Raw genomic sequence first — 21,456 nt, forward strand, 5'->3', positions numbered from 1 at the left:
ATGAAAAAAGTATTTATTACCACAGCGGCTTTTTTAAGCCTTTCGGCATACGGTTTCGCGCAAAACGTAAACAAACTGATTGATCAGGCCGATGTAACCCGCATTATCAAAACCCTTTCGGCCGATGACATGCAGGGCCGCGCCACATTTACCCCCGGCATTGAAAAAGCCGCGCAATTTATTGAGGGTGAATACAAAAAAGCCGGTTTAAAACCATTAAAAGGAAACAAGGATTACCGCCAGAATTTCACCATGGTGCGTTCAACCCCTGTTAGTTTAAAGGTAAGCATCAATGGCAAGACCATAGCTGCCGACAGCGCGTTCGCATCTGCCGCCGAATCATTTACCTGGGCAGGCGATAAGGATGTACAGGTAGTTGTGGTTGGCCCGGATAAAGATTTCCGTACCGAATACCGCAAGGCGTTTAAGGCAGGAACCAAAACCTTGTTACTGGTCGATCCTAAATTCAGCAGCCTGTTTGGCCGGATTAAAAGTTACATTGGTTCGGGTTCAACCAATTTCAAAGGCAAGGTCAAACAACCAATTGTATTTGTTTCGGGCAAATTTGATGCAACAACTACCTTCGACGTTAACTGCGAGGTTAGCTCCAAAGAGCTCCCGCTATTCAACGTAGCCGGTATCATCCCCGGTAAAACCAAACCGGATGAGTATGTGGTTTTTTCGGGCCATTATGACCACCTTGGCATTATCAAACCTGATAAACCCGGCGTAACCGACAGCATTGCCAACGGCGCCGATGATGACGCTTCGGGAACTACCGCGGTGCTAAGTTTAGCTAAATATTACAAAAAGCTAAATAACAATGCCCGTACGCTCATCTTCGTTGCTTTCACTGCCGAAGAAATTGGCGAATACGGTTCGCAGTACTTCGCTACACAGGTAAACCCGGATAAGGTGGTGGCTATGTTTAATATCGAGATGATTGGTAAAGCTTCGAAATTCGGCACCAACTCGGCGTTTATCACAGGCTTCGACAGGTCGGATTTTGGTACCATCCTGCAAAAAAACCTGAAAGGAACCGCCTTTAAATTTTACCCGGACCCATACCCGGACCAGGACCTGTTTTACCGCAGCGATAACGCTTCGCTTGCCGCAGTCGGCGTACCGGCCCACACCATTTCAACCGATCAGATCGACATCGATAAATTATACCACACCGTTGGCGATGATTTCAATTCATTGAATGTGAATAATATCACTTCAACCATCAGGGCAATAGCATTGAGCTCACGCACCATAGTTTCCGGTAAGGATACGCCGAAACGGGTACCTAAACTGGATGAGTAATTGTTGTCTGAATAGGAATTACAGAATTTTAGAATTTACAGAATTAAAAAGTATTAAAATTGCTGCTGCTGAGAGTCCGGCACAACTTGCAGGGATTGGGAAATTAAGTTGAAAACTTAATTTCTTCAGCTACAAAACATCATTTATTCTGTTTATTCTAAAATTCTGTAAAATCTGATTCAGACATCATGATCCCTAAAATAGCAGTAGTAGGCCCCGAATCCACAGGTAAATCAACCATGTCTGAATACCTCGCAGCCCACTACAACACCATAGCGGTGCCTGAATACTCGCGCGAATATTGCGCCAATCTTGTTGGCGAATGTACCTTTCAGGATGAGATCAACATGTTTCACGGTCAGCTGGCGCTCGAAAAAACACTGCTGCCTCTGGCTAATAAGATACTTATTTGCGATACCACTTTTTTAACCGTAAAAATCTGGAGCGAGGAAGTATTTGGTAACGCCCCGCAGGAAGTTCTTGACGAACTACCCCGTCACCCCTACGATTTTTATTTACTTTTAGATATCGACCTGCCCTGGCAGGACGACCCGCTGCGAAATTTCCCCACCAAGCGCCAATATTTTATGAACATCTGGCACCGCGAATTGCAGGCGCTTAATGCTGATTATACCGTAATCTCCGGCTTGGGGCAGGATAGGTACGATAACGCAGTAAAGGCGGTGGATGGCTTCATCAATCGTCAATTGTCGGAACCGGAATTTTAGGAGAATTATTTGAATTTTTTGAATGAGCTAAGCATTCTGTTAATTTTTTTAATTCCCCCAAATTCGGGTTCAGACAAAATTGTGCTTCATAAATCGCCAAAATGAACGCAATCATCCTAAATCTATACAATTCTTAGGTTAACGGCTATGGCGAAAACACCGACCAAAGGCTGAATTTTCCGGAAATCTCAGCCTTTGGGGGGAGATTTAGGGGGCTGTTACTTTAATTTTTCTAATGCCGATTTAACTCTCGGGATCAAAGCCTCTATTTCGTTTAATGGCGTAGCGCCAACCGATGCGCGGAACCAGTTCACATCATCGCCGGTACCGAATGCCGAAAAGGGTACAAAAGCAGCTCCGGCTTCCTTAATCAGGTAAAAATTAATATCTGCCGAATCTTTGAGCACCTTGCCATCGGGTGTGGTTTTGCCGCTATAATCTATTTTCAGGGTCAGATAAATGGCGCCCATCGGTTCTATCGAATCTACGTTCAATCCGCCGGTTTTCATTTCCTGGAAACCTTCGTGCAGGGCAGTAAGGCTGGTTTGGATCTTTCCTTTTAAATCGGCAAGGTAAGCGTTTACATCACCCTCATCGGTTAAAAATTTAGCCATCGCCATTTGCTCGGGCTTAGGTGCCCAGGCGCCCATGTGCCCTACAATGGCCTTCATATTTTCAATCACCAACGCCGGACCAAAGCCCCAGCCCACACGTACGCCGGTAGCGGCGAAACATTTGGAGCTGCCATCAACAAAAATGGTGTAATCTTTCAATTCGGGGCGAAGCGTTACCGGGTTATAGTGCTGATGATCGCCAAAGGTTAACTGCGAGTAGATCTGGTCGTACAATAAATACAAGGGCTTTTCGCCTGCCGCGCGGGTTTTGTTTTCGGCAATAACCAGGTCGCAAATCTCTTCCAGTCCCTTTTTGCTAAACATGGTACCTGTTGGGTTTAGCGGCGAACAAAGGGCCAGCAGGGCGGCTCCCTTTAAATGCGGACGGATCTCATCTGCCGTAGGCATAAAGTTATTTTCGGGAGCGGTTGGGATGATAACCGGATCGGCGTTCAGCAAATCGCTGTAGTGGTTGTTGTTCCAGGATGGCGCCGGGAAAACCACTTTTTCGCCGGGATTAACTACCGCTAAAAATATGGAATAAATTAACGGACGTGAACCGCCGGAGATCAGGATCTGGTTGGGTGCATAATCCAAATCAAAGCTCCTTTTTAAAAAGCCGCTAACACTCTGCCGTAATTCGAGCATACCATCAGCAGCCGGATAGTTGGTTTGGTTATGATGATAGGCATCAATGATTTTATCCTTTAAAGGGGTTGGAATAGGATAAATGTTTGAGTCGAAATCACCTATGGTTAAATTAGCGATATTCTGGCCCTGGCGTTTTAATTCGTTGATCTCGCCCGCGATCTTGATGATCTCCGAGCCATGCAAATTTTGAGCTAATAAGGAAACACTCATGGGTTTATATATTAATGAGCGGCAAAGATAGGGAAAGGAGCTGAAAGGTTGAAGGCTGTTTGAGGCGAAAGCCAAAAGGTTAAAGGCGAAAGGTAGAATTGATGTGATATAAAGGTCAAAAGCAAAAAAACCTTTCACCTTTGACCTTTTGCCTTTAACCTAATCGCTACGCGATTACAAATAAGCTTTTCGGAGCTTGATGATGCGCATCCAGTGCATCACTTTCATTACGGGATAAACCGGGTCTACTTCATACCATTTGGCGCCGAAGTTTGGTTTATTGGGGTGCTTGTGGTGATTGTTCTGAAACAATTCGCCGAGCATTAAAAAATCAAAGGGCGTTGTATTTTTTGATTTATCGCCGTTATCAAAATTTTGGTAACCGTATTTATGGCCGCACCAGTTAACAATAGCGCCGTGAATCGGGCCCATTAAAAAATGGATCGGGATCAACAGGAACATCCACCAGGCGGTAGCGAATTCTACATAAAACAAAATGTACAAAATGCCAAACGAAATGCGCGACACCACCGAAGAACCGATGAAATCAACAAAGCGCCATTCGGGGATATTACCTTTAAAGCGTTCTTCGGGCTCCTTTAACCGGCGTACATGTAACCTGTAACTTTTGGCGGTGTAGATCATCATCTGGAAAACATCCTTAAAAAAGTGCGGCGAATGCGGATCTTTTTCGGTATCGCTATAAGCATGGTGCTCACGGTGCATAATAGCGTAGGCCCGTGGATTTAGGAAAGATGAACCCTGGCAAATGTAGGTAAGCAGGTAAAACACACCCTCGTTAAACTTATTGGTGGTAAACATTTTATGTGATGCGTACCGGTGTAAAAAGAACGTTTGAAAAAATAGCGACAAAAACCAGTGCGCTACAAAAAATATAATGATAACCATTGAATTATTAGCAGAAGCTTATTTATAATGTTTCCAAAGATACGATTAATAGGCGGATAAAGTTTTTTATATCTCAATATTGATGGGATAAATACAGAAAATGCCGCTCATGGTTAGAAACGGCATTTTTAAAATAAAGTTGTTATCGGGCTTAAACCAATTCAAACTGCTTGGCCAGCAGCCGGTACGATTCCAGCCTGTCTTCAAAATCTTCGGCAATGGTAACCAGCATAATTTCGTCAACCCCGTAATCATTGGCCAGCCAGGTAAGTTTGAGTTTAAGCTCAGTTGGCGAACCAGCAATTACCCGGTAACTATTGGCACGGAGACGTTCCTGTTCGGCCGGGGTATATTGAACATCTTTTACATCATCGTAACTTAAGGGCACTATCGGACCGCCTTTTTCAAACTGCAGAAAACGGTGGTTCATTACGGCCAGGTGGCGGCGTACTTTTTCCGGATCTTCCGAGCAGAACACAAATATCGCCACGTTGGCTTTGGCCTCCGCCAAATCGGCCGAAGGCTGAAAACGCTCGCGGTACATTTTAACACTTTCGGGCCCGCCATGAGGGTTAATAAAATGCGCGAACGAAAAGCCCATACCAAAGTGCGCGGCAAACAATCCGCTTTGCCCGCTTGAGCTTAGCAGCCACATATCGGGCACGGTTTTAACCTGCGGTATAGCCCTGATGCGGGCCTGAACAGTTCCGGGTTCGTAAGTATCGTGGAAATAATTTTGTAAGTCGGCCAGCTGCTCCACAAAATCCTGCTCCCTGAACTGGTTTGACGGATTCAGTACCGCCGCGGTAATCCTGTCGGTGCCCGGCGCGCGCCCCATGCCCAGGTCAATACGCCCGGGGAACAGCGCCTCCAGCATCCTGAAATTTTCGGCAACTTTTAGTGTACTGTGGTTAGGCATCATGATGCCGCCCGAGCCCATGCGCATGTTTTTGGTTTCGCCGGCCAGGTGGGCCAGTAACACTTCGGGCGTTGAACCGGCAATAATGCCCATATTGTGATGTTCCGAAACCCAGAAACGGGTATAACCCAGCGTATCGGTAAGTTTTGCCAGTTGTATAGTTTCCTGTATGGCCTGCTCGGCAGTGGCCCCCTTGCGTATCGGCGACTGATCGAGCACGCTTAACTTAATTTTATTTGCGCTCATATAAATAGTATAACACAAAAATAAGCATCAGGTTGCAGGCAGGCCATATGCCAAAGTTTTTATGGCATTACTATTACCATTCCGGAACGATACTTCCAGATTTGCCTGCTCTATAAAAACCTTTTTGGTCATGGATAGGTCTGAACCAAGCCAGCAGAAACACCTATCAATACCAAGATAACTATAAAAGAATAATCAACCATAACTACAAAAGCATTGCCCCGGGCAATGCTTTTGTAGCCAGCAAAAATCCGCCTGCATATAAGCACCCCCTTTAGGGGGCGGGGGGGGCGAGTAAATCATCCGTCAATTTTTCAAACTCATTCACAAACTCGGTATAGTGTTCGCCGGTACCCGGACCGCTAAAACCGGTATGTATTTTTTGCACATCGCCGTTCTTATCAATAATTATGGTGGTTGGAAAACCAACAACTTTGGCTAACATGGGCAGGCTTTGGGCGGTTTGCTTTTTATCGCTGGTATAGCCTGTTACCAGCAACGGATAGGGTACATTAAAACGATCTTTTACCTGTTGCAGCGCTTTTTTCGATTTTTCAAAATCGGTAGTGCGCTCGTAGGCCAGGCCAATTACTTCTACACCTTTGTTATGGTATTTTTTATAGTAATTAACCATGTAGGCGGTTTCATCCATACAGTTGGGGCACCATGAGCCTAAAATCTGCACAATAACTACTTTATTTTTATAACGGGCATCATCAAGCGACACCGTTTTGCCATCCAGATCTTTATAACTGAAAGCGATCTTCTTATAACCCGGTTTTAAGGATGTAAGCGAATAGGCATCGGGCAGTTTGGCATTTTCGTCTTTGATGGCTTTCCAGCCTTCCACTGCCGAATAGCCCGCGTAAAATTTACCATCGGTAATGGTTTTATCATCAGTAATGGTGGCTGTGAAAGTATAGGCATGCCCGCCATCAAAGGTGGATAAGTATAGTTTATTACCGCTAACCGCGCCTTCTAAAAACCGGTAATCGCCGGTGGTGGTTAAAAAAGTGCCGGTAAGTTTGCTGCCCGCCTGTTTAAATTCGCCAACGGTGGTATCGGCCCCGGCACCCTCCCCAAATACAGCCGACCAACGGCCGGTGATATTTGCCACCGGTTTTTCGGTCTCCTTAAAAAAGCGCCAGGATGTATTGGGTGCAGCGCTGAATGGCACCAGCAAATCGTTATCTGCCAGGTGGCGCACCCAGTTCCCGCTCAGGTTTTCGCCATCAAGCTTTAATTTAAATTCTGAATTGAACAGCGGCATATGTATAAAAACCGAATCGCCTTTGGTGCTCACATCATTCACTTTAAAATGCTCGGCACCGTTAATAATGGCTAACTGTTGTTTGCCGCCGACATTGTTCACATCAAAATTGAAAGGAATTTCGGTGCCCGATTTGGTTTTTAAGGCGCCACGCCATACACCCGTTTTTAGTTTGGTTTGGGCAAAGCCGGTTTGCAGCAATAACATGCTGCAAATACCCGCCGCGATATTTTTGAAAGTCATACTTAAATTATAGTCTACTAAATCTATATACTTTCAAAGGTATAAAAACAACGGCGTTATTTCAATACACCGCGCGAAATGACAATTCTTTGAATTTCAGATGTGCCTTCATAAATCTGGGTGATCTTGGCATCGCGCATTAACCGTTCAACATGGTATTCCTTTACATAACCGTAGCCGCCATGAATCTGCACCGCCTCGGTGGTGGTGCGCATGGCCACTTCAGATGCATAGAGTTTAGCCATTGATGATGCCTGCGCATAGGGTTTGCCGTTATCTTTAAGCCAGGCCGCTTTGAGGCACATGAGCCGGGCGGCCTCAATTTCGGTAGCCATATCCGCCAGCTTAAACTGAATAGCCTGGTGATCGGCCAGCGATTTGCCGAAAGCTTTGCGGTCTTTGGCATACTGAACGGCCAGTTCATAAGCTCCTGATGCGATGCCCAACGCCTGCGATGCTATCCCGATGCGCCCGCCCTCCAGAAGGCTCATGGCAAACTTAAACCCGAAACCATCCTCACCAATACGGTTTTCTTTGGGCACCTTCACATCGGTAAACATTAATGAGTGGGTATCCGAACCACGCACGCCCATTTTATTTTCTTTAGGGCCGATGGTGAAGCCGGGCAGGCCTTTTTCTACAATAAAGGCGTTGATGCCATGGTGTTTTTTTTCGGCATCGGTTTGGGCCATTACAATATAGGTAGACGCGGTGCTGCCGTTGGTGATCCAGTTTTTGGTGCCATTAAGCAGGTAATAGTCGCCCATATCAACAGCGGTGGTGCGTTGCGAGGTGGCATCCGAGCCTGCTTCCGGTTCCGACAGGCAAAAAGCGCCTATTTGCTGACCGGTAGCCAGGGGCACCAAATATTTTTGTTTTTGCGCCTCATTACCATATTTTTCGAGGCCATAGCAAACCAGCGAATTATTTACCGATACCACCACCGATGTGGAAGCGTCAATTTTTGAAAGTTCTTCCATCACCAGCACATATGATATGGCATCCAGGCCGGCGCCCCCATATTGCGGCGATACCATCATCCCCAAAAAACCAAGCTCGCCCAGTTTTTTAATCTGTTCGGCCGGAAATTTTTGCAGCTCGTCGCGTTCAATAACGCCGGGCTTTAATTCGGTTTCGGCAAAATCGCGGGCCGCCTGGCGGATCATTTTTTGCTCGTCGGTTAGTTCAAAATGCATAGGTTTAATTAATGCCTAAATATATAAAATCCTCATTTTCTATTAGAACAAACGACACTCTGCTTTTCCTATTTGAAAAGGACAAAGAATTATCAATCAGGGCCCATGCCCGTTTTACTTTCGGTTTACTGTAAATGGCAAAAGATCAAAAGCCGCCACTGGAAAAAAGTGAGCCTTCCCGCTGGAATAACAAAGCGGGAAGAGTTGGTGGGACGAAAGATGATGCCTGCACCATTAAAAATCATCTCAATGAATTACAATATGAGTCATTTAATTATCAACATATTACTCCCCTGAACAATTAATTAATGAACTGGCTAAAGATGATTGGAAAATTAACTTTTACAAGCTGTTAAAGGAACAGAAAAAGGGCACCTGAAAATGAAAGATATCATCATAATATTTATGCAGTAAATTGAATGTCACATTTGAGTGTAAACGAAAATAAAAAGGCAGACCACCTTACCGATCTGCCTTTCAAAAAATTTCAAAAACAATATAAAGCAAAAACATATAAAGTTTGCCTTACTTGCAAGCTATGTTCGTTGCTACACTCAAAAATCAAAAAATAAGCTTCCTTTTTGGCTTAACCTGACTGATGGTTGTGCCCTTCCGGGGGCCGGGGGGCTTACTTTTTCACCCAACCGTCTTTCAAAGTAACGGTACGGTTAAATACCAGCTTATCGGCGGTTGAGGTTTTATCAACAGTAAAATAACCCTTACGCATAAACTGAACCGGCTTACCCGCTTCGGCATTAACCAGGTCGGGCTCCATATACACGGTTGGTAAAATCTGCAGGCTGTTAGGGTTGATATAGTCTTTAAAGTCGCCATCCTCGTTAGATGGGTCTTCCACCTGAAACAGGCGATCATACAACCTAACTTCGGCGGTTTTGGCATGCTCAACACTTACCCAGTGGATGGTGCCTTTTACGTTAATACCGCTGGTATCATTACCTGATTTTGATTCGGGCAGGTAGCTGCAATGAATTTCGGTGATATTGTCATCAGCATCTTTAACAACGCTTTCGCCTTTAATGATATAGGCATTTTTAAGACGAACCATCATGCCGATACCTAAACGGAAGAACTTTTTAGGAGGGTTCTCCATAAAATCCTCACGCTCTATCCACAGTTCGCGACCGAAGGGAATATCCCTGCCGCCGTCGCCGCCTTCAACCTCAGGGTTGTTTTCGCCGTGCATTACTTCGGTCTGGCCTTCGGGATAATTATCCAGGATCAGCTTAACCGGATCAAGCACAGCCATGCGGCGCCATGCAGTTTTGTTTAAATCCTCGCGGATACAGAACTCCAGCAGGCCAACGTCAATCATGTTTTCGCGCCTGGCTACACCTATACGCTCGCAAAACTCGCGGATGGAAGCCGGGGTATAACCACGACGGCGCAAACCGCTGATGGTAGGCATACGCGGGTCGTCCCAGCCGTCAACAAACTTTTCGTTAACCAGTTGCAGCAGCTTCCGCTTGCTCATTACTGTGTAGTTAAGGTTGAGCCTGGCGAATTCGTATTGTTTGGAAGGGAAAATATTTAATTTCTCGATAAACCACTCATACAGCGGACGGTGCGGCACAAACTCCAGCGTACAGATAGAATGCGTGATCTCCTCAATAGCATCCGACTGGCCGTGGGCGAAATCATACATCGGGTAAATACACCATTTATCGCCTGTACGGTGATGGTGCGCATGTTTAATGCGGTACATCAACGGGTCGCGCAGGTGCATATTTGGCGAGGCCAGGTCAACTTTAGCCCGCAGTACTTTGGCGCCGTCGGGATATTTACCGGCCTTCATATCGGCAAATAACTGCAGGTTTTCGTCAACCGTGCGGCTTCGGTATTGGTTTGGTGTACCCGGTTCGGTAGGTGTACCTTTTTGAGCGGCAATTTCTTCGGCTGTGCTATCGTCAACGTAGGCAAGGTCGGCTTTGATCAGCTGAACGGCGAAATCATAAAGCTGGTCGAAATAATCGGAAGCGTACAATTCATTGGCCCAATCAAAGCCAAGCCATTTTACATCTTCCTTAATACTGTCAACATATTCAACATCCTCCTTAACGGGGTTGGTATCGTCAAAACGGAGGTTGGTAAGGCCGTTATATTTTTTTGCCAAACCAAAGTTAAGGCAAATTGACTTGGCGTGGCCAATATGCAGGTACCCGTTTGGCTCGGGTGGGAAACGGGTAAGTACACGGTTGCCGTTTTTACCGGCAGCCAGATCTTCTTCAACAATCTCCTCTATAAAGTTCAGTGATCTTTCTTCGCTCATAAGGGCAAAAGTAACAAAATTTTATACGGCGAGGAAAGGGATTACGCTAAGAAGTATGTAGTTATGGTGGTGAGTTAACAAGGGAATGGCGCTTTGTTAAACCCGCTGTTTTGTATATTTTACAATTAGCTCTGCCGTTTTTGCCGATGCCCCCGGCTTTCCCATCCTTATATCAAGCTCATCGTAATTGCTAAGCATGGTTTGACGATAGGCCGCATCGTTAATGAGCAGATCAAGTTCACCACCAATTTTTTGGGGAACGCAATCCTGCTGGATCAGTTCCCGTACTACCAGCTTATCCATAATAAGGTTTACCAGCGAGATGAATTTGAGCTTAATCAGCATGCGGCCGATGGCGATAGTTAAGGCGCCGCCTTTGTAAACAACCACTTGCGGTACGTTGAACAGGGCGGTTTCGAGCGTAGCTGTGCCTGAGGCTACAATCGCGGCGCAGGCATGCGATAAAAGGTCATAGGTAGCATCAAACACCACAGGTATATCAGTTCCGCTTAAATACTCATCATAATAAGCCCGTTGAAAAGCAGGCGCGCCAGCCACCACAAACTGATAACCGGGAAAATTAGCGGCGGTGTTAACCATATCAGGCAATAAACGGCTGATTTCCTGTTTACGGCTGCCGGGCAGCAGCGCGATAATGCCGGGGCCGTTCAGCCTGTTTTTTTGCAGGAAATCCGGATCGGGGTTAAATGCCGAAACTGCGTCAAGCAGCGGGTTGCCAACATAATCAACAGGCATTCCCCACGTTTTATAAAAATCAACCTCGAAAGGGAGGATACAAAACAGGTGGTCAACAATCCGTTTAATTTTGAGTACCCGTTTCTGGTTCCAGGCCCAAACTTTAGGCGAGATGTAGTAGCAAACCAAAATGCCCCGGGCTTTGGCATATTCGGCTATTTTTAAGTTAAAGCCCGGAAAATCTATCAACACCAAAACATCGGGCTGATACGCCGCGATATCCTGCTTGCAGGATTTCAGGTTTTTAATGACAGTTTTCAGATTGGCTACTACTTCTACAAAACCCATAAAGGCCATATCGGCATAGTGCTTTACCAGGGTGCCGCCCTCAGCCTGCATCAGGTTGCCGCCAAAAAAGCGGAAATGGGCCTGCGGATCTGCCGTTTTGAGGGCTTTCATTAAGTTGGCCCCGTGCAAATCGCCCGAGGCTTCGCCGACTACCAGGTAATATTTCATTATAGCGGTTGCAGTTTAAAAATAAAAACGGCCAGTAAAAACAAGAGGGAGATCATGGCGATGCCATTACCTGTTTTATCGGCTCTTTTGCCATAAAAATAACGGATGATAAACAGGTTAATTGCAAAAGCGGTAAAATACGGGATGCCCGGTTTGTTCATAAAAACAAACTGGTTTTTAAGCAACCACCCAAAAACAACCAGGCTGATGCCGGGTATAATAGCGCCGATAAGCAGCCCTGCGGAGATGTTGTTTTTGTTCAGCATAAATTATACATTAAACTTCCAGTTGTTTAAGTAGGGGATGGCATGATGGGCCGTCATATCAAACTGAACAGGCACTACCGATGCATAGCCGTGCTCTAAAGCCCATACATCCGTATCCTCCCCGCCATCGTTTAACTGGAACACACCGGTAAGCCAATAGTAGGGGCGTTTGTGCGGGTCAACGCGCTCATCAAACTCTTCGGCCCATTTGGCCGAAGCCTGTCGGCATATTTTCAGACCTTTTATTGTTGTACCGGCGGGGAAATTTACATTAAGCAATGTAGCCTGGGGTAAGCCGTTGGCTAAAACCTGTAAGGCAACTTCTTTTACATATTTAATACAGGGTTCGAAATCCGCTTGTAAAGTATAATCATCTAACGAAAAACCAATTGAAGGAATGTTTTCAATTGCGCCCTCAACCGCTGCAGACATGGTGCCGGAGTAAAGCACGTTGATGGAATTATTTAAACCATGGTTAATGCCCGAAACACACAGATCAGGCTTTTGCCCTTTAAAAATTTTGTTAACAGCAAGTTTTACGCAATCAACCGGTGTGCCCGAGCAGCGGTACATTTCAATGCCATCATAAATATCCACCTTATCTAACCGCAATGGCTTGCCGATGGTAATGGCGTGCCCCATGCCCGATTGCGGGCTATCCGGCGCAACCACAACAATGCGGCCAATCTGGGCCATGGCATCCATCAGGGCTTTAATGCCCGGCGCGGTAATGCCATCGTCATTAACAACAAGTATGGTAGGGACAACTTTTTTCATTGTGCGAAATTAGTTATATTTGACTTATGCTGATTGCTGATCAAAAAAAATACACGGTAGAGGATTATTTGATGCTTGAAGAAGGCGTGCCGTTTCAGCTGATCAATTATGATTTAATTACGTCGCCTTCGCCACTTTCAATTCATCAACAGGTTTTATATGCCTTATCTGAAATTATTGTACTTTATAACATTAAACATGGCAGACAGGGGCAATGGCTGTATGCGCCAATGGATGTAAAGTTTGATGATGGTAATGTAGTTCAGCCCGACATTCTTTACATTGCAGAGGACAGAAAAAAAGAATTGATAAAGCACCGTATTGAAGGGGCTCCTGATCTGATTATAGAGATACTTTCGCCGTCAAATGCATACTATGACCTGCGGCAAAAGAAAGACGTTTATGAAAAATATGGTGTAAAGGAATATATCATTATAGATCCTATTCAACAAAACGCTGATCTGTATGCATTGAAAAGCGGAGTTTACGTTTTAGCGCAAAAAGTACAACTAACCGAAACCCTGAAATCGGTTTTGCTTCCCGTGTTCGATATTGAAGTTTCAACACTATTCAAATAAAAAAGCCCCGTCTCCAGGGCTTTTTCTCATTCTTATAAACTGTTTATCCACTTCACCAGTTCGTCGCGTGTTTTGCCGGTTTTTTGCTGGATTTTTCCGAGTGTTTCATCGTCTTTACCTTCCTGCCATGCCAGGTCATCGTCGGTAAGATCGCCGTAAGCTTGTTTAATTTTGCCTTTCAGTTCGTTCCAGCCGCCTTTTATTTCTAATTTATCCATGATGTTTTTTATTATACCTAAGGAGTTGGTGCGGCTACAAAAAGGCAATTTGGTTACATCATCTCAATTTTTTAAGCCTGTGATATCATAACCAAAATACTGCCTTTGTTGTCGGATAAGCCCGAGCCATAGGCTCCATTAAGATCATCGTCTATGCATAAATACAGCTCGCCGCTTTTACCACTTGGCGTTGAGGTGGGCCCGTTTCCGATGAAAAATGGTGGATTGGTTCCAATTTTCCCTATCAAACAGCCCTGGTTATGTCCCGGCAAGGGATAGCCTGATTGATTTATGACCTGATCCGGGCATCCATTTGCGTCGTATAAATTTCCATTATTTGTTTTTAGGTCAGCAGTCCACAAACCACTTTGGTAGGCGATGGTCACCGTATTTGGCGGTGTAATGGAAATTCCGCTGTCTTGCCAAGGCTGGTTTGCCTGTATCATGAAAGAGAAGGAAAGTCCTGCTTTAATGGCCGATATAAAATCTTTTAGATTGTGATTATCCGGATTCTCCGCACAATTTCTTTTGTAGGTGTCGTCCACGCGCCATAAAAAACCGCCCCCAACACATTTCTCAAGAGCAAAATTGTTCATCGTTGCCTGGATGTTGTTAACTCCATCTGTTGTCCAGTCGCCTGGTGCAATAAAGCCGTCTGTATTAAAATCAGGTATAGTAGATTTGATTTGACTGGCCCATACTTTGGGATCGTTCCCCGTTCCTCCATCATAACATTGTAAATTCCATCTTTTTACAGCCCCCGGATTGCTCTTGTTTAGGTCATCCAGGCAGGCTGTCCAAAATTCCTTGTTTTTATAGGGGCAAAAAGTGATATCATAACCAATGCTGATCAGCATCTGACAGAATGCAACAAGCGAGGTTTGATCATAGGTGCCTTCGTCATCGATGTCAATAATGGTTATTCCGGGGACGTTTTGTTTAAAAACCAGGAAGTTATTCTCCAGGTTTGTGCCCGAAAAAGAATTATTATTATTGATGTATACTTTTTTCACATATTCATAACTGTTAGAAACGCTTGCCGAAATACTCACTATTTCTGAACCGGTCATGAGGTTTTCAACATAATCATTTAACGGTGTGTTTTTGCTATAAAAACCATTGCTGATTATTTCATTGTCATTAGAGTTGATTACGTCGTTGCCATCATTACGATAAATATGAAATTGGGCAAGGATAACATGATTTATCCCGCTTTTTTTAATATCATCGATAACAACAGAAGGAATTGTAAAATTGATTGATAAAATTCCTTCCCAATATGCTGCGATAAGTTTTCGTTCCATTGCTTTGTATGTTTTTTTCTACTTATAAGGCTTTTCAGATTTTCGTCTCCGTTTTATCCTGTAGGGGTCAGTTCGTTTTTTTTAAGCGGGTTCTGCTCAGGGAAATCGCTTTTAACTTTTCACCCAGCGATTAGCTTGCTCCTAAACCCATCGTCCAAAGCTGCCCGTTTATTTTTTGGCTTAGTGCTCTTAGATTCTGTTTCGTGTTCGATAGTGCTTTCCCTGCCCATTTTTATAAAAACTGGCAGCCATACAAAACGCGTATTACATGACTTACGTATTTATATTATGACTGCCAGTTTTTAAATTGCTATCCTATTTGAGTAACGGTCACAGTTCCTATACCTGAGTTATCCACCGATAAAATATCGATAACAAATGCAAACAGGTAGTTGGAATAATAGCCGGTTTCGCTGATGCGGATGATTAGCGGCGATCCTGTATCGAGGATATAGAACCACCCGTCAGGATGCGAGTCTGTAGTATTATACACGATACATTTGTTTACAAAAAGTTGCTTGCCATTGTTAGTGTTATAGCTTATATTCGACGAATAAGAAAGGGAGTATATTCCGCCTGGGGTGACTTTGTAGGGTGTCAAACCCGAATTTGGGGGGGTAAGCGGACCAGCTTTAATTGTTCCTGATGTGATATCAACTACATCTCTGTTCCCTTGAATAGTCATTGTGAAAGTTGGTTGAAGTGCCATTTTAATTTTAATTTTTTTCCTACTCATAAGGCTTTTCAGATTTCCGCCTCCGTTTTATCCTGTACGGCCAGTTCGTTTTTTTTAGCGGGTTCTGCTCCGCTTTCAAAAGCTTTTGATATTGTAAAATTGGAATGTTTGGGGACGGGATTTAAGCGTACAAATGAGTGATATTTAAAACCGGCATTTATATCTGTTTTTATAAGATATATAGGTATAAATACCTGTTTTTTAGCAATAAAATGTTTTGAATAATATTGATTGTTGTGTTTTAAGTATTATTGTCAAGAAAAATAAATCACTAACTTAAACTCAGAATATCATGAAAAAATTAAACAACACGGTTTTTATTATAAGTGCGTTTTTAATTGGCGCAATAGTTACGGCAGGGGCTATATGGGTATTTGGTGGGTATCGGGATAATAATGCCCGCCATTCAAATTCTGCATTTTCTTCATCAAAATTGATAGGTCTTCCCGACTTTCAAAGTAGGCTGGTGCCACTTAAGGTTGCAAAGGCCCATCATTTCTCCCTTGATTCTTTATACAACAGGGTGTTGAAAGATACTGTAGTGTATAGTGGTGGTATTATAAGGAATGTGGATGTATTACTTTCGCTCGGTTTATACCAAAATGATATATATAATTACATAAACAATGAACATCTAAGACTTAAAACAATGCTGGGTTTGGCATCGGTTAATGGTAAAAAAACTGTTAAACTTTATGTACACCCTGTTTATGTAAGTATTTATGGTGCCGACACCACTTATACTGATTTATATTTTGACTATCGGGGAAATTTATGGAAAACTAATGGTTTTGCTTTTAAAGCTCTTGATAAGCGACAAAATGATAGCATGAGATATCCGGATGTAAAAAGCACCCCCGACAGGCAAAAATTAAAAGGAGATAACGGATTGTACGTCATAGATATCAACAATCCTTGTCCGCCCTGCTCCCCATGATTTAAAACTTTAACTGTTTAGCGTTGAGGTGCCTTTACAAAATATAGTCATATGTCAATGGTTCGTTTTATTTTAGTAGTGTCAAATATGCCGCCATTATTGGCTGGCCTATTGGCATTAATTTATTTCAAAAAGTTCGACGAAAGACTATTTTCATTTAAATTATTCTTGCTGTTTAATAGTATTATTCAAATTGCCCAGCTCATCCTCTCCATTTTAAAACGTAACAATTTATTTTTATTTCATATAGATGTGCCGGTAGAATTTGCGCTGCTGTTACATTTTTATTATTCGTTCCTGAAGCCGTATCTTGATAAAAAAATCTTTTTTACACTAACATTTCTATTCATTACGCTTTCTGTGGTGAATAGCATTTTTATACAACATATCGGCTCACCTAATTCATACGCCCTTATTGCAGAGGCTATTGTGCTGATTATTTTGGCAATATTTGCTTTCATTGTTTTATTAGACCCGCGGTCGGGTATGAACAAAACACCCATTGGCAAAACTGTCGGGCTTATTAATATTGGAATTTTTGTCAATTTTTCTACTACGTTATTAATATCTTATTTTTCAAACTACTTAATTCATCAATCGGATAAAAACATTGCAAATTACATTTGGGTATATTATGATCTGGCAGCGGTGCTTATGTACAGCTGCTTTATAGCTGCTATCCGGAAAGACGTTAAACAAAAATGAACATTGTAGACATCATCATACCCTTTACGGTCGCGCTGTTTATTATATCTGTTGGTGTGGTGTTGCTTTATCAAAATTTTCAAAAAAACCTGATAGCGCTTGAGCTTGAAAAAGCTGAACTTGAAGCCAGGCAGCGCGATGAGCTTCTGCAAAACAGTATCATGGTGCAAGAGGAAGAACGCAAACGCATAGCCCAGGATTTGCATGATGATTTAGGGGCCGTGATATCTATCATCAAGATGAACCTGATGTTGATGAGGCAAAAGCAGAATGAGAATGTGGTGGCCGACGATCCAGCCGGGAACGTTCAAAACCTCATCAACTTATCAGAAACGGCTATGGCAAGTGTCAGAAATATTAGTCATCAGCTGATGCCCCCGCAATTAGAAGCTTTTGGTCTTTTAAAATCAATAGAATCGGTTGTTGATCAAATTAATCAATTGGGCGAGATAGAAGTTCATTTTGTGTTTAAACCCGATTGGCCTTTTGTTAAATGGCCGGTTGCTTTAAGTATTTATCGTATAATAATGGAATTGTTTAACAATACATTAAAGCATGCACTGGCGCGCAATGTTTTTTTGGAGTTTGATTGTTTAAATGGAAATTTAATAATTAAATTTAGTGACGATGGCACAGGTTTTCCTGACGGTTTAGATGCAGGCGGGGGGTTGGGTCTGGTAAGTATAGACGCAAGGGCCAGGGCTATGAATGGCCGGTTTGATTACGGCAACGGAGCCGAAAAAGGTATTGCAGTTATACTCACAATTCCGTTCAACTAATTATAGTTAGCTAAATCGGTAAGATCAAGGCTTAAGGTTTTTTATTTTAAACTTAAACTTCTAAAAAGCTATCCGTCGGTTTATCGTTTACTCTACACTATTAACCTAAATACATCATTATGAAGAACACCATCAAAATAGGTATAGTTGAAGACCAAATGCTTTTTAGGGAAGGTATTAAAGCAATACTGAATCACAGAGATAACTTTGACGTAATTTTTGAAAGCGCTGATGGTTTTTCTGTAATTGACAAGCTGGAAAAAATTACTATCCACCCTGATGTATTGTTGGTGGACCTCTCGTTGCCGCCGCACAACAAAAAAGAATATAGCGGCTTGCAACTTACCATTGACCTGACCGAAAAGTTTCCGGAAATCAAGGTGTTAATTCTTTCTGTGCATAATGATGAAAACTTTATGGCCGAGTTGATAAAGAACGGCGCACATGGTTATCTGGTTAAAGACTGCGACCCAGAGGAAATGTATGGGGCCATTATGGCCGTTTTTGAAAAAGGAAGTTATATTAACCACCGGACGCTAAAGGCTATCCAGGGCAGCATGACAAAAAAAACTAAGCCAGGCAAGAAACTGCTCACGGGCATTTCGCCCCGCGAGGAGGAGATTCTCAAGCTGACTTGTCAGCAATTTACCGCTGATGAAATCGCCGAAAAATTATTTATCAGCGTAAAAACAGTAAATGGTCACCGAAATAACCTATTGGTAAAAACAGGCTCGCGCAACGTTACCGGATTGGTTACCTTTGCTATAAGGAATAATATTGTTCAATTGTAAGATATCATTATAGATATTCTTCAACAAATGGCAACCTTTAGATATTTGGCAGAACGGAGTTTTCGTTCTTTAGTAAAAAGCGCAGTTAGCAGTTAACAGAGTTGCTTAAATCCATATCGCTCCCGTTTTCGATATTGAAGTTTCAATACTATTCAAATAAAAAAGCCCCGTCTCCAGGGCTTTTTCTCATTCTTATAAACTGTTTATCCACTTCACCAGTTCGTCGCGGGTTTTGCCCGTTTTTTGCTGGATTTTTCCGAGTGTTTCATCGTCTTTACCTTCCTGCCATGCCAGGTCATCGTCGGTAAGATCGCCGTAAGCTTGTTTAATTTTGCCTTTCAGTTCGTTCCAGCCGCCTTTTATTTCTAATTTATCCATGATGTTTTTTATTTAGATGTATAGATATAACGGATGGGGGAGCGGATGGTTTTTGAAATATATAAGTAGGTTATTATTCTCTTTTTATGTCTAAAGTGTTTTTTAAAGCATAGATTATCTTCGGGGCTTTTATTATGTAATTGACGATCCCTCCCTGTTGATTGTCAATTGCTATTAATCCAATACGTTCCATGCCAACAACATAGTTATTTGTCGAACTACCTTTTTGGGCTTTATCGTTTAGCTGATTTTTTGGTAAACACAGGAGTTTCAAGGTATAGTATAATACTCGCAACGGATGAAAAAAGTAGGACATTACTCTTTAAAAGCCTTCAATACTTTCCGCTCCCTATCTTCCGCAGGCCAAAGCGTTATCTTGTAGTGGTCTGTACCCTCATCCTCCTCGGGGTTTACATTTTTAATGGCGTAGGAGTAAATACGTACCCGGTACCGCCCCGGTGTAACAATAGCTTTCAGGATAATTTTTGTGTCAGGGAAATTGAGGATTTCCATAATACATGAGCTTAGCTTCACGCTCCCCTCAACTACATGTTCATATTTGCCGAAATCTTTTTCGGTATCGGCCGTATGCAAAAAATTCAGTTCGGCCTTCACATGCCCAAAGCTGGCAACTTTTATGCCGATGATGTCTTCGGTATTGCCCAGGCGGGCCATTTGGGCATCTTTATTCCAGAACGAGGTATCGCCTGTGGTGCCGGTAAAGGCCGAATCGCATAGGTAAAATTGGTTATGAGTGGTAAAAAAATCGAGGTTGTACTTAGTCTGAGAAAAACAGAGGCAGGAAATCAAGAGTAAAAAGGTGAGAAGGAATGACGTCTTCCCGACTTTGCAATTATTGTTTCCTATATCGCGCATTTTTTGATGAAATACTAAGAGCCTGTTTAAATTTTGTTCAATAATAATTTTATAGCGGCAAGTTTGACCATGTTTTCGGAAGGTTCAAGCAAGAGTTCATAGTTCCTGCATAGTCTTCTGTGGGAGTGTAAACTAAACTGTGTCAGCTTTTCTCGGGGGAGGCTAGCCTCCCCCGAGAAAAATTTGGCTATCGGGTTTGAGCCTGTCCCCAAATTTAATGTATAGTTGTGAGATGGTCAAACCCCAGTTGTGGATGGGCATGGTCCATTTTTTTGACAGATCCCGAAAAGCCAGGTAGACCAGTTTTAACAGTGCCTGGTCAGAGGTGAACGCGCCCTTTGTTTTGGTCACTTTTCTGATTTGGCGGTGCATGCCTTCGATCGGATTGGTGGTGTAAATCGTCTTGCGGATATCAGCAGCGTATTCGAAAAAAGCCGATAAGTTTGTCCAGCCAGCACTTAACCGCCAAAGGATATTTCTTCACCCATTTTTCTTCAAACTCCAGCAACTTTTCATAGCCTTGTTCGGCGTTATTAGCCCTGTAAACGGGCTTTTAGATCGGCCACTACTGCTTTGCGGTCTTTGTCCGGCACATAGCGCAGGCTGGTACGTATCTGGTGGACGATGCACAACTGTACACGGGTTTGAGGGAATACCGCAGCTATAGCCTCCGGGAAGCCTTTCAGCCCGTCGATACAGGCGATAAGAATATCTTCCACCCCACGCTGCCGAAGGTCGGTCAGTACGCTCAGCCAAAATTTGGCACCCTCGTTTTCAGAAAGATAGATACCGATCAGGTCTTTCTTTCCCTGCATGTTTATCCCCATGATATTATAGATCGCACGCGATTCTACACTCCCGTTTTCACAGACTTTATAATGCATGCAATCTAAAAAAACAAAAGGGTAAACCGGATCCAGCGGCCGGTTGCGCCATTCATTCATCACTGGAATGATCTTATATGCGATATTTGCGTGGCCGAGATATCCATCCCATACATTTCGGCCACATAATCCGATATGTTCCGCGTACTCATCCCACGGGCGTACATGGACAGCACCCTGTCTTCCAGTTCTTCGGTAATGATCAGTTGCCGTTTAGGGACTGCCTGCGGTTCAAACGTGCCCGCGCGGTCACGCCCTGTTTCGATCTCTACTAAACCCGACTGCACACTCCGCACTTTCTTGCTCGTTTTGCCGTTTCGCCGGTTGGCAAGCCCGGATGCCTTGCTTGCTTCCAGGTGGTTCTCCTGTTCTCCTTCAAGCATCGCTTCCAGCAAATGCTTTAGCATCGGTGCGAATAATCCATCTGTGCCCCC

22 protein-coding genes and 1 pseudogene are annotated in these 21,456 nt (G+C 43.5%); 8 read left to right on the forward strand and 15 right to left on the reverse strand.

Features of this window, described 5'->3' with window-relative positions; genetic code table 11:
- The gene (locus LX99_RS20725) at positions 1 to 1,308 is read left to right on the forward strand and encodes a M28 family metallopeptidase (RefSeq protein ID WP_109609557.1); all 1,308 of its coding nucleotides are present in this window, start codon (positions 1 to 3) and stop codon (positions 1,306 to 1,308) included.
- A gap of 188 nt (positions 1,309 to 1,496) precedes the next feature.
- A complete protein-coding gene (locus tag LX99_RS20730; protein ID WP_109609558.1) occupies positions 1,497 to 2,036 on the forward strand; it encodes an AAA family ATPase in 540 nt (179 codons plus the stop codon).
- 218 nt (positions 2,037 to 2,254) lie between these two features.
- Here the strand turns inward: LX99_RS20730 and LX99_RS20735 are convergent, their stop codons facing one another.
- The 5 genes from LX99_RS20735 to LX99_RS20755 all read right to left on the reverse strand — a co-directional run bounded on the left by LX99_RS20735 (position 2,255) and on the right by LX99_RS20755 (position 8,294).
- A complete protein-coding gene (locus LX99_RS20735) occupies positions 2,255 to 3,511 on the reverse strand; it encodes a pyridoxal phosphate-dependent aminotransferase (protein ID WP_109609559.1) in 1,257 nt (418 codons plus the stop codon).
- Between the two features lie 174 nt (positions 3,512 to 3,685).
- Positions 3,686 to 4,420, reverse strand: coding sequence for an acyl-CoA desaturase (locus LX99_RS20740; RefSeq protein ID WP_022833285.1), 735 nt, complete (start codon positions 4,418 to 4,420; stop codon positions 3,686 to 3,688).
- A 151-nt stretch (positions 4,421 to 4,571) separates the two neighbouring features.
- Positions 4,572 to 5,585 (reverse strand): LLM class flavin-dependent oxidoreductase, encoded by a 1,014-nt coding sequence (locus LX99_RS20745; RefSeq protein WP_109609560.1) that lies wholly within the window; start codon positions 5,583 to 5,585, stop codon positions 4,572 to 4,574.
- Between the two features lie 274 nt (positions 5,586 to 5,859).
- Positions 5,860 to 7,098, reverse strand: coding sequence for a peroxiredoxin family protein (locus tag LX99_RS20750; RefSeq protein WP_170122755.1), 1,239 nt, complete (start codon positions 7,096 to 7,098; stop codon positions 5,860 to 5,862).
- Positions 7,099 to 7,154: 56 nt separating this feature from the next.
- A complete protein-coding gene (locus LX99_RS20755; protein WP_022831367.1) occupies positions 7,155 to 8,294 on the reverse strand; it encodes an acyl-CoA dehydrogenase in 1,140 nt (379 codons plus the stop codon).
- A gap of 134 nt (positions 8,295 to 8,428) precedes the next feature.
- On the opposite strand from LX99_RS20755, the gene LX99_RS25780 reads away from it, so the two are divergent.
- Complete coding sequence (locus LX99_RS25780) at positions 8,429 to 8,599, forward strand: hypothetical protein (RefSeq protein ID WP_170122756.1); 171 nt, start codon at positions 8,429 to 8,431, stop codon at positions 8,597 to 8,599.
- Between the two features lie 323 nt (positions 8,600 to 8,922).
- On the opposite strand, the gene LX99_RS20760 is transcribed toward LX99_RS25780, so the two are convergent.
- From LX99_RS20760 to surE, 4 genes are all read right to left on the reverse strand, one after another.
- Positions 8,923 to 10,581 (reverse strand): glutamine--tRNA ligase/YqeY domain fusion protein, encoded by a 1,659-nt coding sequence (locus tag LX99_RS20760; protein ID WP_109609561.1) that lies wholly within the window; start codon positions 10,579 to 10,581, stop codon positions 8,923 to 8,925.
- A gap of 96 nt (positions 10,582 to 10,677) precedes the next feature.
- Positions 10,678 to 11,793, reverse strand: a complete 1,116-nt coding sequence (lpxB, locus tag LX99_RS20765) for a lipid-A-disaccharide synthase (protein WP_109609562.1) — start codon at positions 11,791 to 11,793, stop codon at positions 10,678 to 10,680.
- The gene (locus LX99_RS20770) at positions 11,793 to 12,059 is read right to left on the reverse strand and encodes a hypothetical protein (RefSeq protein ID WP_109609563.1); all 267 of its coding nucleotides are present in this window, start codon (positions 12,057 to 12,059) and stop codon (positions 11,793 to 11,795) included. The genes lpxB and LX99_RS20770 overlap by 1 nt, the downstream gene beginning before the upstream one ends.
- A gap of 3 nt (positions 12,060 to 12,062) precedes the next feature.
- A complete protein-coding gene (gene surE / locus LX99_RS20775) occupies positions 12,063 to 12,836 on the reverse strand; it encodes a 5'/3'-nucleotidase SurE (protein WP_109609564.1) in 774 nt (257 codons plus the stop codon).
- A 26-nt stretch (positions 12,837 to 12,862) separates the two neighbouring features.
- Between surE and LX99_RS20780 the strand changes: the two genes are divergently transcribed.
- Positions 12,863 to 13,414, forward strand: a complete 552-nt coding sequence (locus LX99_RS20780) for a Uma2 family endonuclease (RefSeq protein ID WP_109609565.1) — start codon at positions 12,863 to 12,865, stop codon at positions 13,412 to 13,414.
- 32 nt (positions 13,415 to 13,446) lie between these two features.
- Here LX99_RS20780 and LX99_RS20785 read toward each other — a convergent pair whose 3' ends face one another.
- The 3 genes from LX99_RS20785 to LX99_RS25405 form a co-directional block, all read right to left on the reverse strand.
- Positions 13,447 to 13,632 carry a CsbD family protein gene (locus LX99_RS20785; protein WP_022830062.1) on the reverse strand — a complete coding sequence of 62 codons (186 nt, stop codon included), beginning with the start codon at positions 13,630 to 13,632 and terminating at the stop codon, positions 13,447 to 13,449.
- Positions 13,633 to 13,703: 71 nt separating this feature from the next.
- Positions 13,704 to 14,936, reverse strand: a complete 1,233-nt coding sequence (locus LX99_RS20790; RefSeq protein WP_109609566.1) for a hypothetical protein — start codon at positions 14,934 to 14,936, stop codon at positions 13,704 to 13,706.
- Between the two features lie 310 nt (positions 14,937 to 15,246).
- A complete protein-coding gene (locus tag LX99_RS25405) occupies positions 15,247 to 15,621 on the reverse strand; it encodes a hypothetical protein (RefSeq protein ID WP_146203180.1) in 375 nt (124 codons plus the stop codon).
- A gap of 343 nt (positions 15,622 to 15,964) precedes the next feature.
- Between LX99_RS25405 and LX99_RS20800 the strand changes: the two genes are divergently transcribed.
- The 4 genes from LX99_RS20800 (at position 15,965) to LX99_RS20815 (ending at position 18,884) form a co-directional block, all read left to right on the forward strand.
- Positions 15,965 to 16,609 (forward strand): hypothetical protein, encoded by a 645-nt coding sequence (locus LX99_RS20800; RefSeq protein ID WP_109609568.1) that lies wholly within the window; start codon positions 15,965 to 15,967, stop codon positions 16,607 to 16,609.
- 51 nt (positions 16,610 to 16,660) lie between these two features.
- Complete coding sequence (locus LX99_RS20805) at positions 16,661 to 17,314, forward strand: hypothetical protein (protein WP_146203181.1); 654 nt, start codon at positions 16,661 to 16,663, stop codon at positions 17,312 to 17,314.
- Complete coding sequence (locus tag LX99_RS20810) at positions 17,311 to 18,093, forward strand: sensor histidine kinase (RefSeq protein ID WP_109609570.1); 783 nt, start codon at positions 17,311 to 17,313, stop codon at positions 18,091 to 18,093. The genes LX99_RS20805 and LX99_RS20810 overlap by 4 nt, the downstream gene beginning before the upstream one ends.
- Before the next feature lie 119 nt (positions 18,094 to 18,212).
- A complete protein-coding gene (locus LX99_RS20815; protein ID WP_109609571.1) occupies positions 18,213 to 18,884 on the forward strand; it encodes a response regulator transcription factor in 672 nt (223 codons plus the stop codon).
- A gap of 192 nt (positions 18,885 to 19,076) precedes the next feature.
- On the opposite strand, the gene LX99_RS20820 is transcribed toward LX99_RS20815, so the two are convergent.
- The 3 genes and pseudogenes from LX99_RS20820 to LX99_RS26490 form a co-directional block, all read right to left on the reverse strand.
- A complete protein-coding gene (locus LX99_RS20820; protein ID WP_022830062.1) occupies positions 19,077 to 19,262 on the reverse strand; it encodes a CsbD family protein in 186 nt (61 codons plus the stop codon).
- 315 nt (positions 19,263 to 19,577) lie between these two features.
- On the reverse strand, positions 19,578 to 20,072 hold the full coding sequence (locus tag LX99_RS20830) for a hypothetical protein (RefSeq protein ID WP_109609573.1): 495 nt from the start codon (positions 20,070 to 20,072) through the stop codon (positions 19,578 to 19,580).
- 228 nt (positions 20,073 to 20,300) lie between these two features.
- A pseudogene (locus LX99_RS26490) lies at positions 20,301 to 21,456 on the reverse strand (IS256 family transposase); the annotation flags it as partial.

The organism is Mucilaginibacter oryzae (genome assembly GCF_003148845.1).
Classification (GTDB): domain Bacteria; phylum Bacteroidota; class Bacteroidia; order Sphingobacteriales; family Sphingobacteriaceae; genus Mucilaginibacter; species Mucilaginibacter oryzae.

Excerpts from the sequence above, each read along its gene's own strand:
- LX99_RS20725 (WP_109609557.1), top strand. The coding sequence starts at position 1 with ATGAAAAAAGTATTTATTACCACAGCGGCTTTTTTAAGCCTTTCGGCA.
- LX99_RS20730 (WP_109609558.1), top strand. The coding sequence starts at position 1,497 with ATGATCCCTAAAATAGCAGTAGTAGGCCCCGAATCCACAGGTAAATCA.
- LX99_RS20735 (WP_109609559.1), bottom strand. The coding sequence starts at position 3,511 with ATGAGTGTTTCCTTATTAGCTCAAAATTTGCATGGCTCGGAGATCATC.
- LX99_RS20740 (WP_022833285.1), bottom strand. The coding sequence starts at position 4,420 with ATGGTTATCATTATATTTTTTGTAGCGCACTGGTTTTTGTCGCTATTT.
- LX99_RS20745 (WP_109609560.1), bottom strand. The coding sequence starts at position 5,585 with ATGAGCGCAAATAAAATTAAGTTAAGCGTGCTCGATCAGTCGCCGATA.
- LX99_RS20750 (WP_170122755.1), bottom strand. The coding sequence starts at position 7,098 with ATGACTTTCAAAAATATCGCGGCGGGTATTTGCAGCATGTTATTGCTG.
- LX99_RS20755 (WP_022831367.1), bottom strand. The coding sequence starts at position 8,294 with ATGCATTTTGAACTAACCGACGAGCAAAAAATGATCCGCCAGGCGGCC.
- LX99_RS25780 (WP_170122756.1), top strand. The coding sequence starts at position 8,429 with ATGGCAAAAGATCAAAAGCCGCCACTGGAAAAAAGTGAGCCTTCCCGC.
- LX99_RS20760 (WP_109609561.1), bottom strand. The coding sequence starts at position 10,581 with ATGAGCGAAGAAAGATCACTGAACTTTATAGAGGAGATTGTTGAAGAA.
- lpxB (WP_109609562.1), bottom strand. The coding sequence starts at position 11,793 with ATGAAATATTACCTGGTAGTCGGCGAAGCCTCGGGCGATTTGCACGGG.
- LX99_RS20770 (WP_109609563.1), bottom strand. The coding sequence starts at position 12,059 with ATGCTGAACAAAAACAACATCTCCGCAGGGCTGCTTATCGGCGCTATT.
- surE (WP_109609564.1), bottom strand. The coding sequence starts at position 12,836 with ATGAAAAAAGTTGTCCCTACCATACTTGTTGTTAATGACGATGGCATT.
- LX99_RS20780 (WP_109609565.1), top strand. The coding sequence starts at position 12,863 with ATGCTGATTGCTGATCAAAAAAAATACACGGTAGAGGATTATTTGATG.
- LX99_RS20785 (WP_022830062.1), bottom strand. The coding sequence starts at position 13,632 with ATGGATAAATTAGAAATAAAAGGCGGCTGGAACGAACTGAAAGGCAAA.
- LX99_RS20790 (WP_109609566.1), bottom strand. The coding sequence starts at position 14,936 with ATGGAACGAAAACTTATCGCAGCATATTGGGAAGGAATTTTATCAATC.
- LX99_RS25405 (WP_146203180.1), bottom strand. The coding sequence starts at position 15,621 with ATGACTATTCAAGGGAACAGAGATGTAGTTGATATCACATCAGGAACA.
- LX99_RS20800 (WP_109609568.1), top strand. The coding sequence starts at position 15,965 with ATGAAAAAATTAAACAACACGGTTTTTATTATAAGTGCGTTTTTAATT.
- LX99_RS20805 (WP_146203181.1), top strand. The coding sequence starts at position 16,661 with ATGTCAATGGTTCGTTTTATTTTAGTAGTGTCAAATATGCCGCCATTA.
- LX99_RS20810 (WP_109609570.1), top strand. The coding sequence starts at position 17,311 with ATGAACATTGTAGACATCATCATACCCTTTACGGTCGCGCTGTTTATT.
- LX99_RS20815 (WP_109609571.1), top strand. The coding sequence starts at position 18,213 with ATGAAGAACACCATCAAAATAGGTATAGTTGAAGACCAAATGCTTTTT.
- LX99_RS20820 (WP_022830062.1), bottom strand. The coding sequence starts at position 19,262 with ATGGATAAATTAGAAATAAAAGGCGGCTGGAACGAACTGAAAGGCAAA.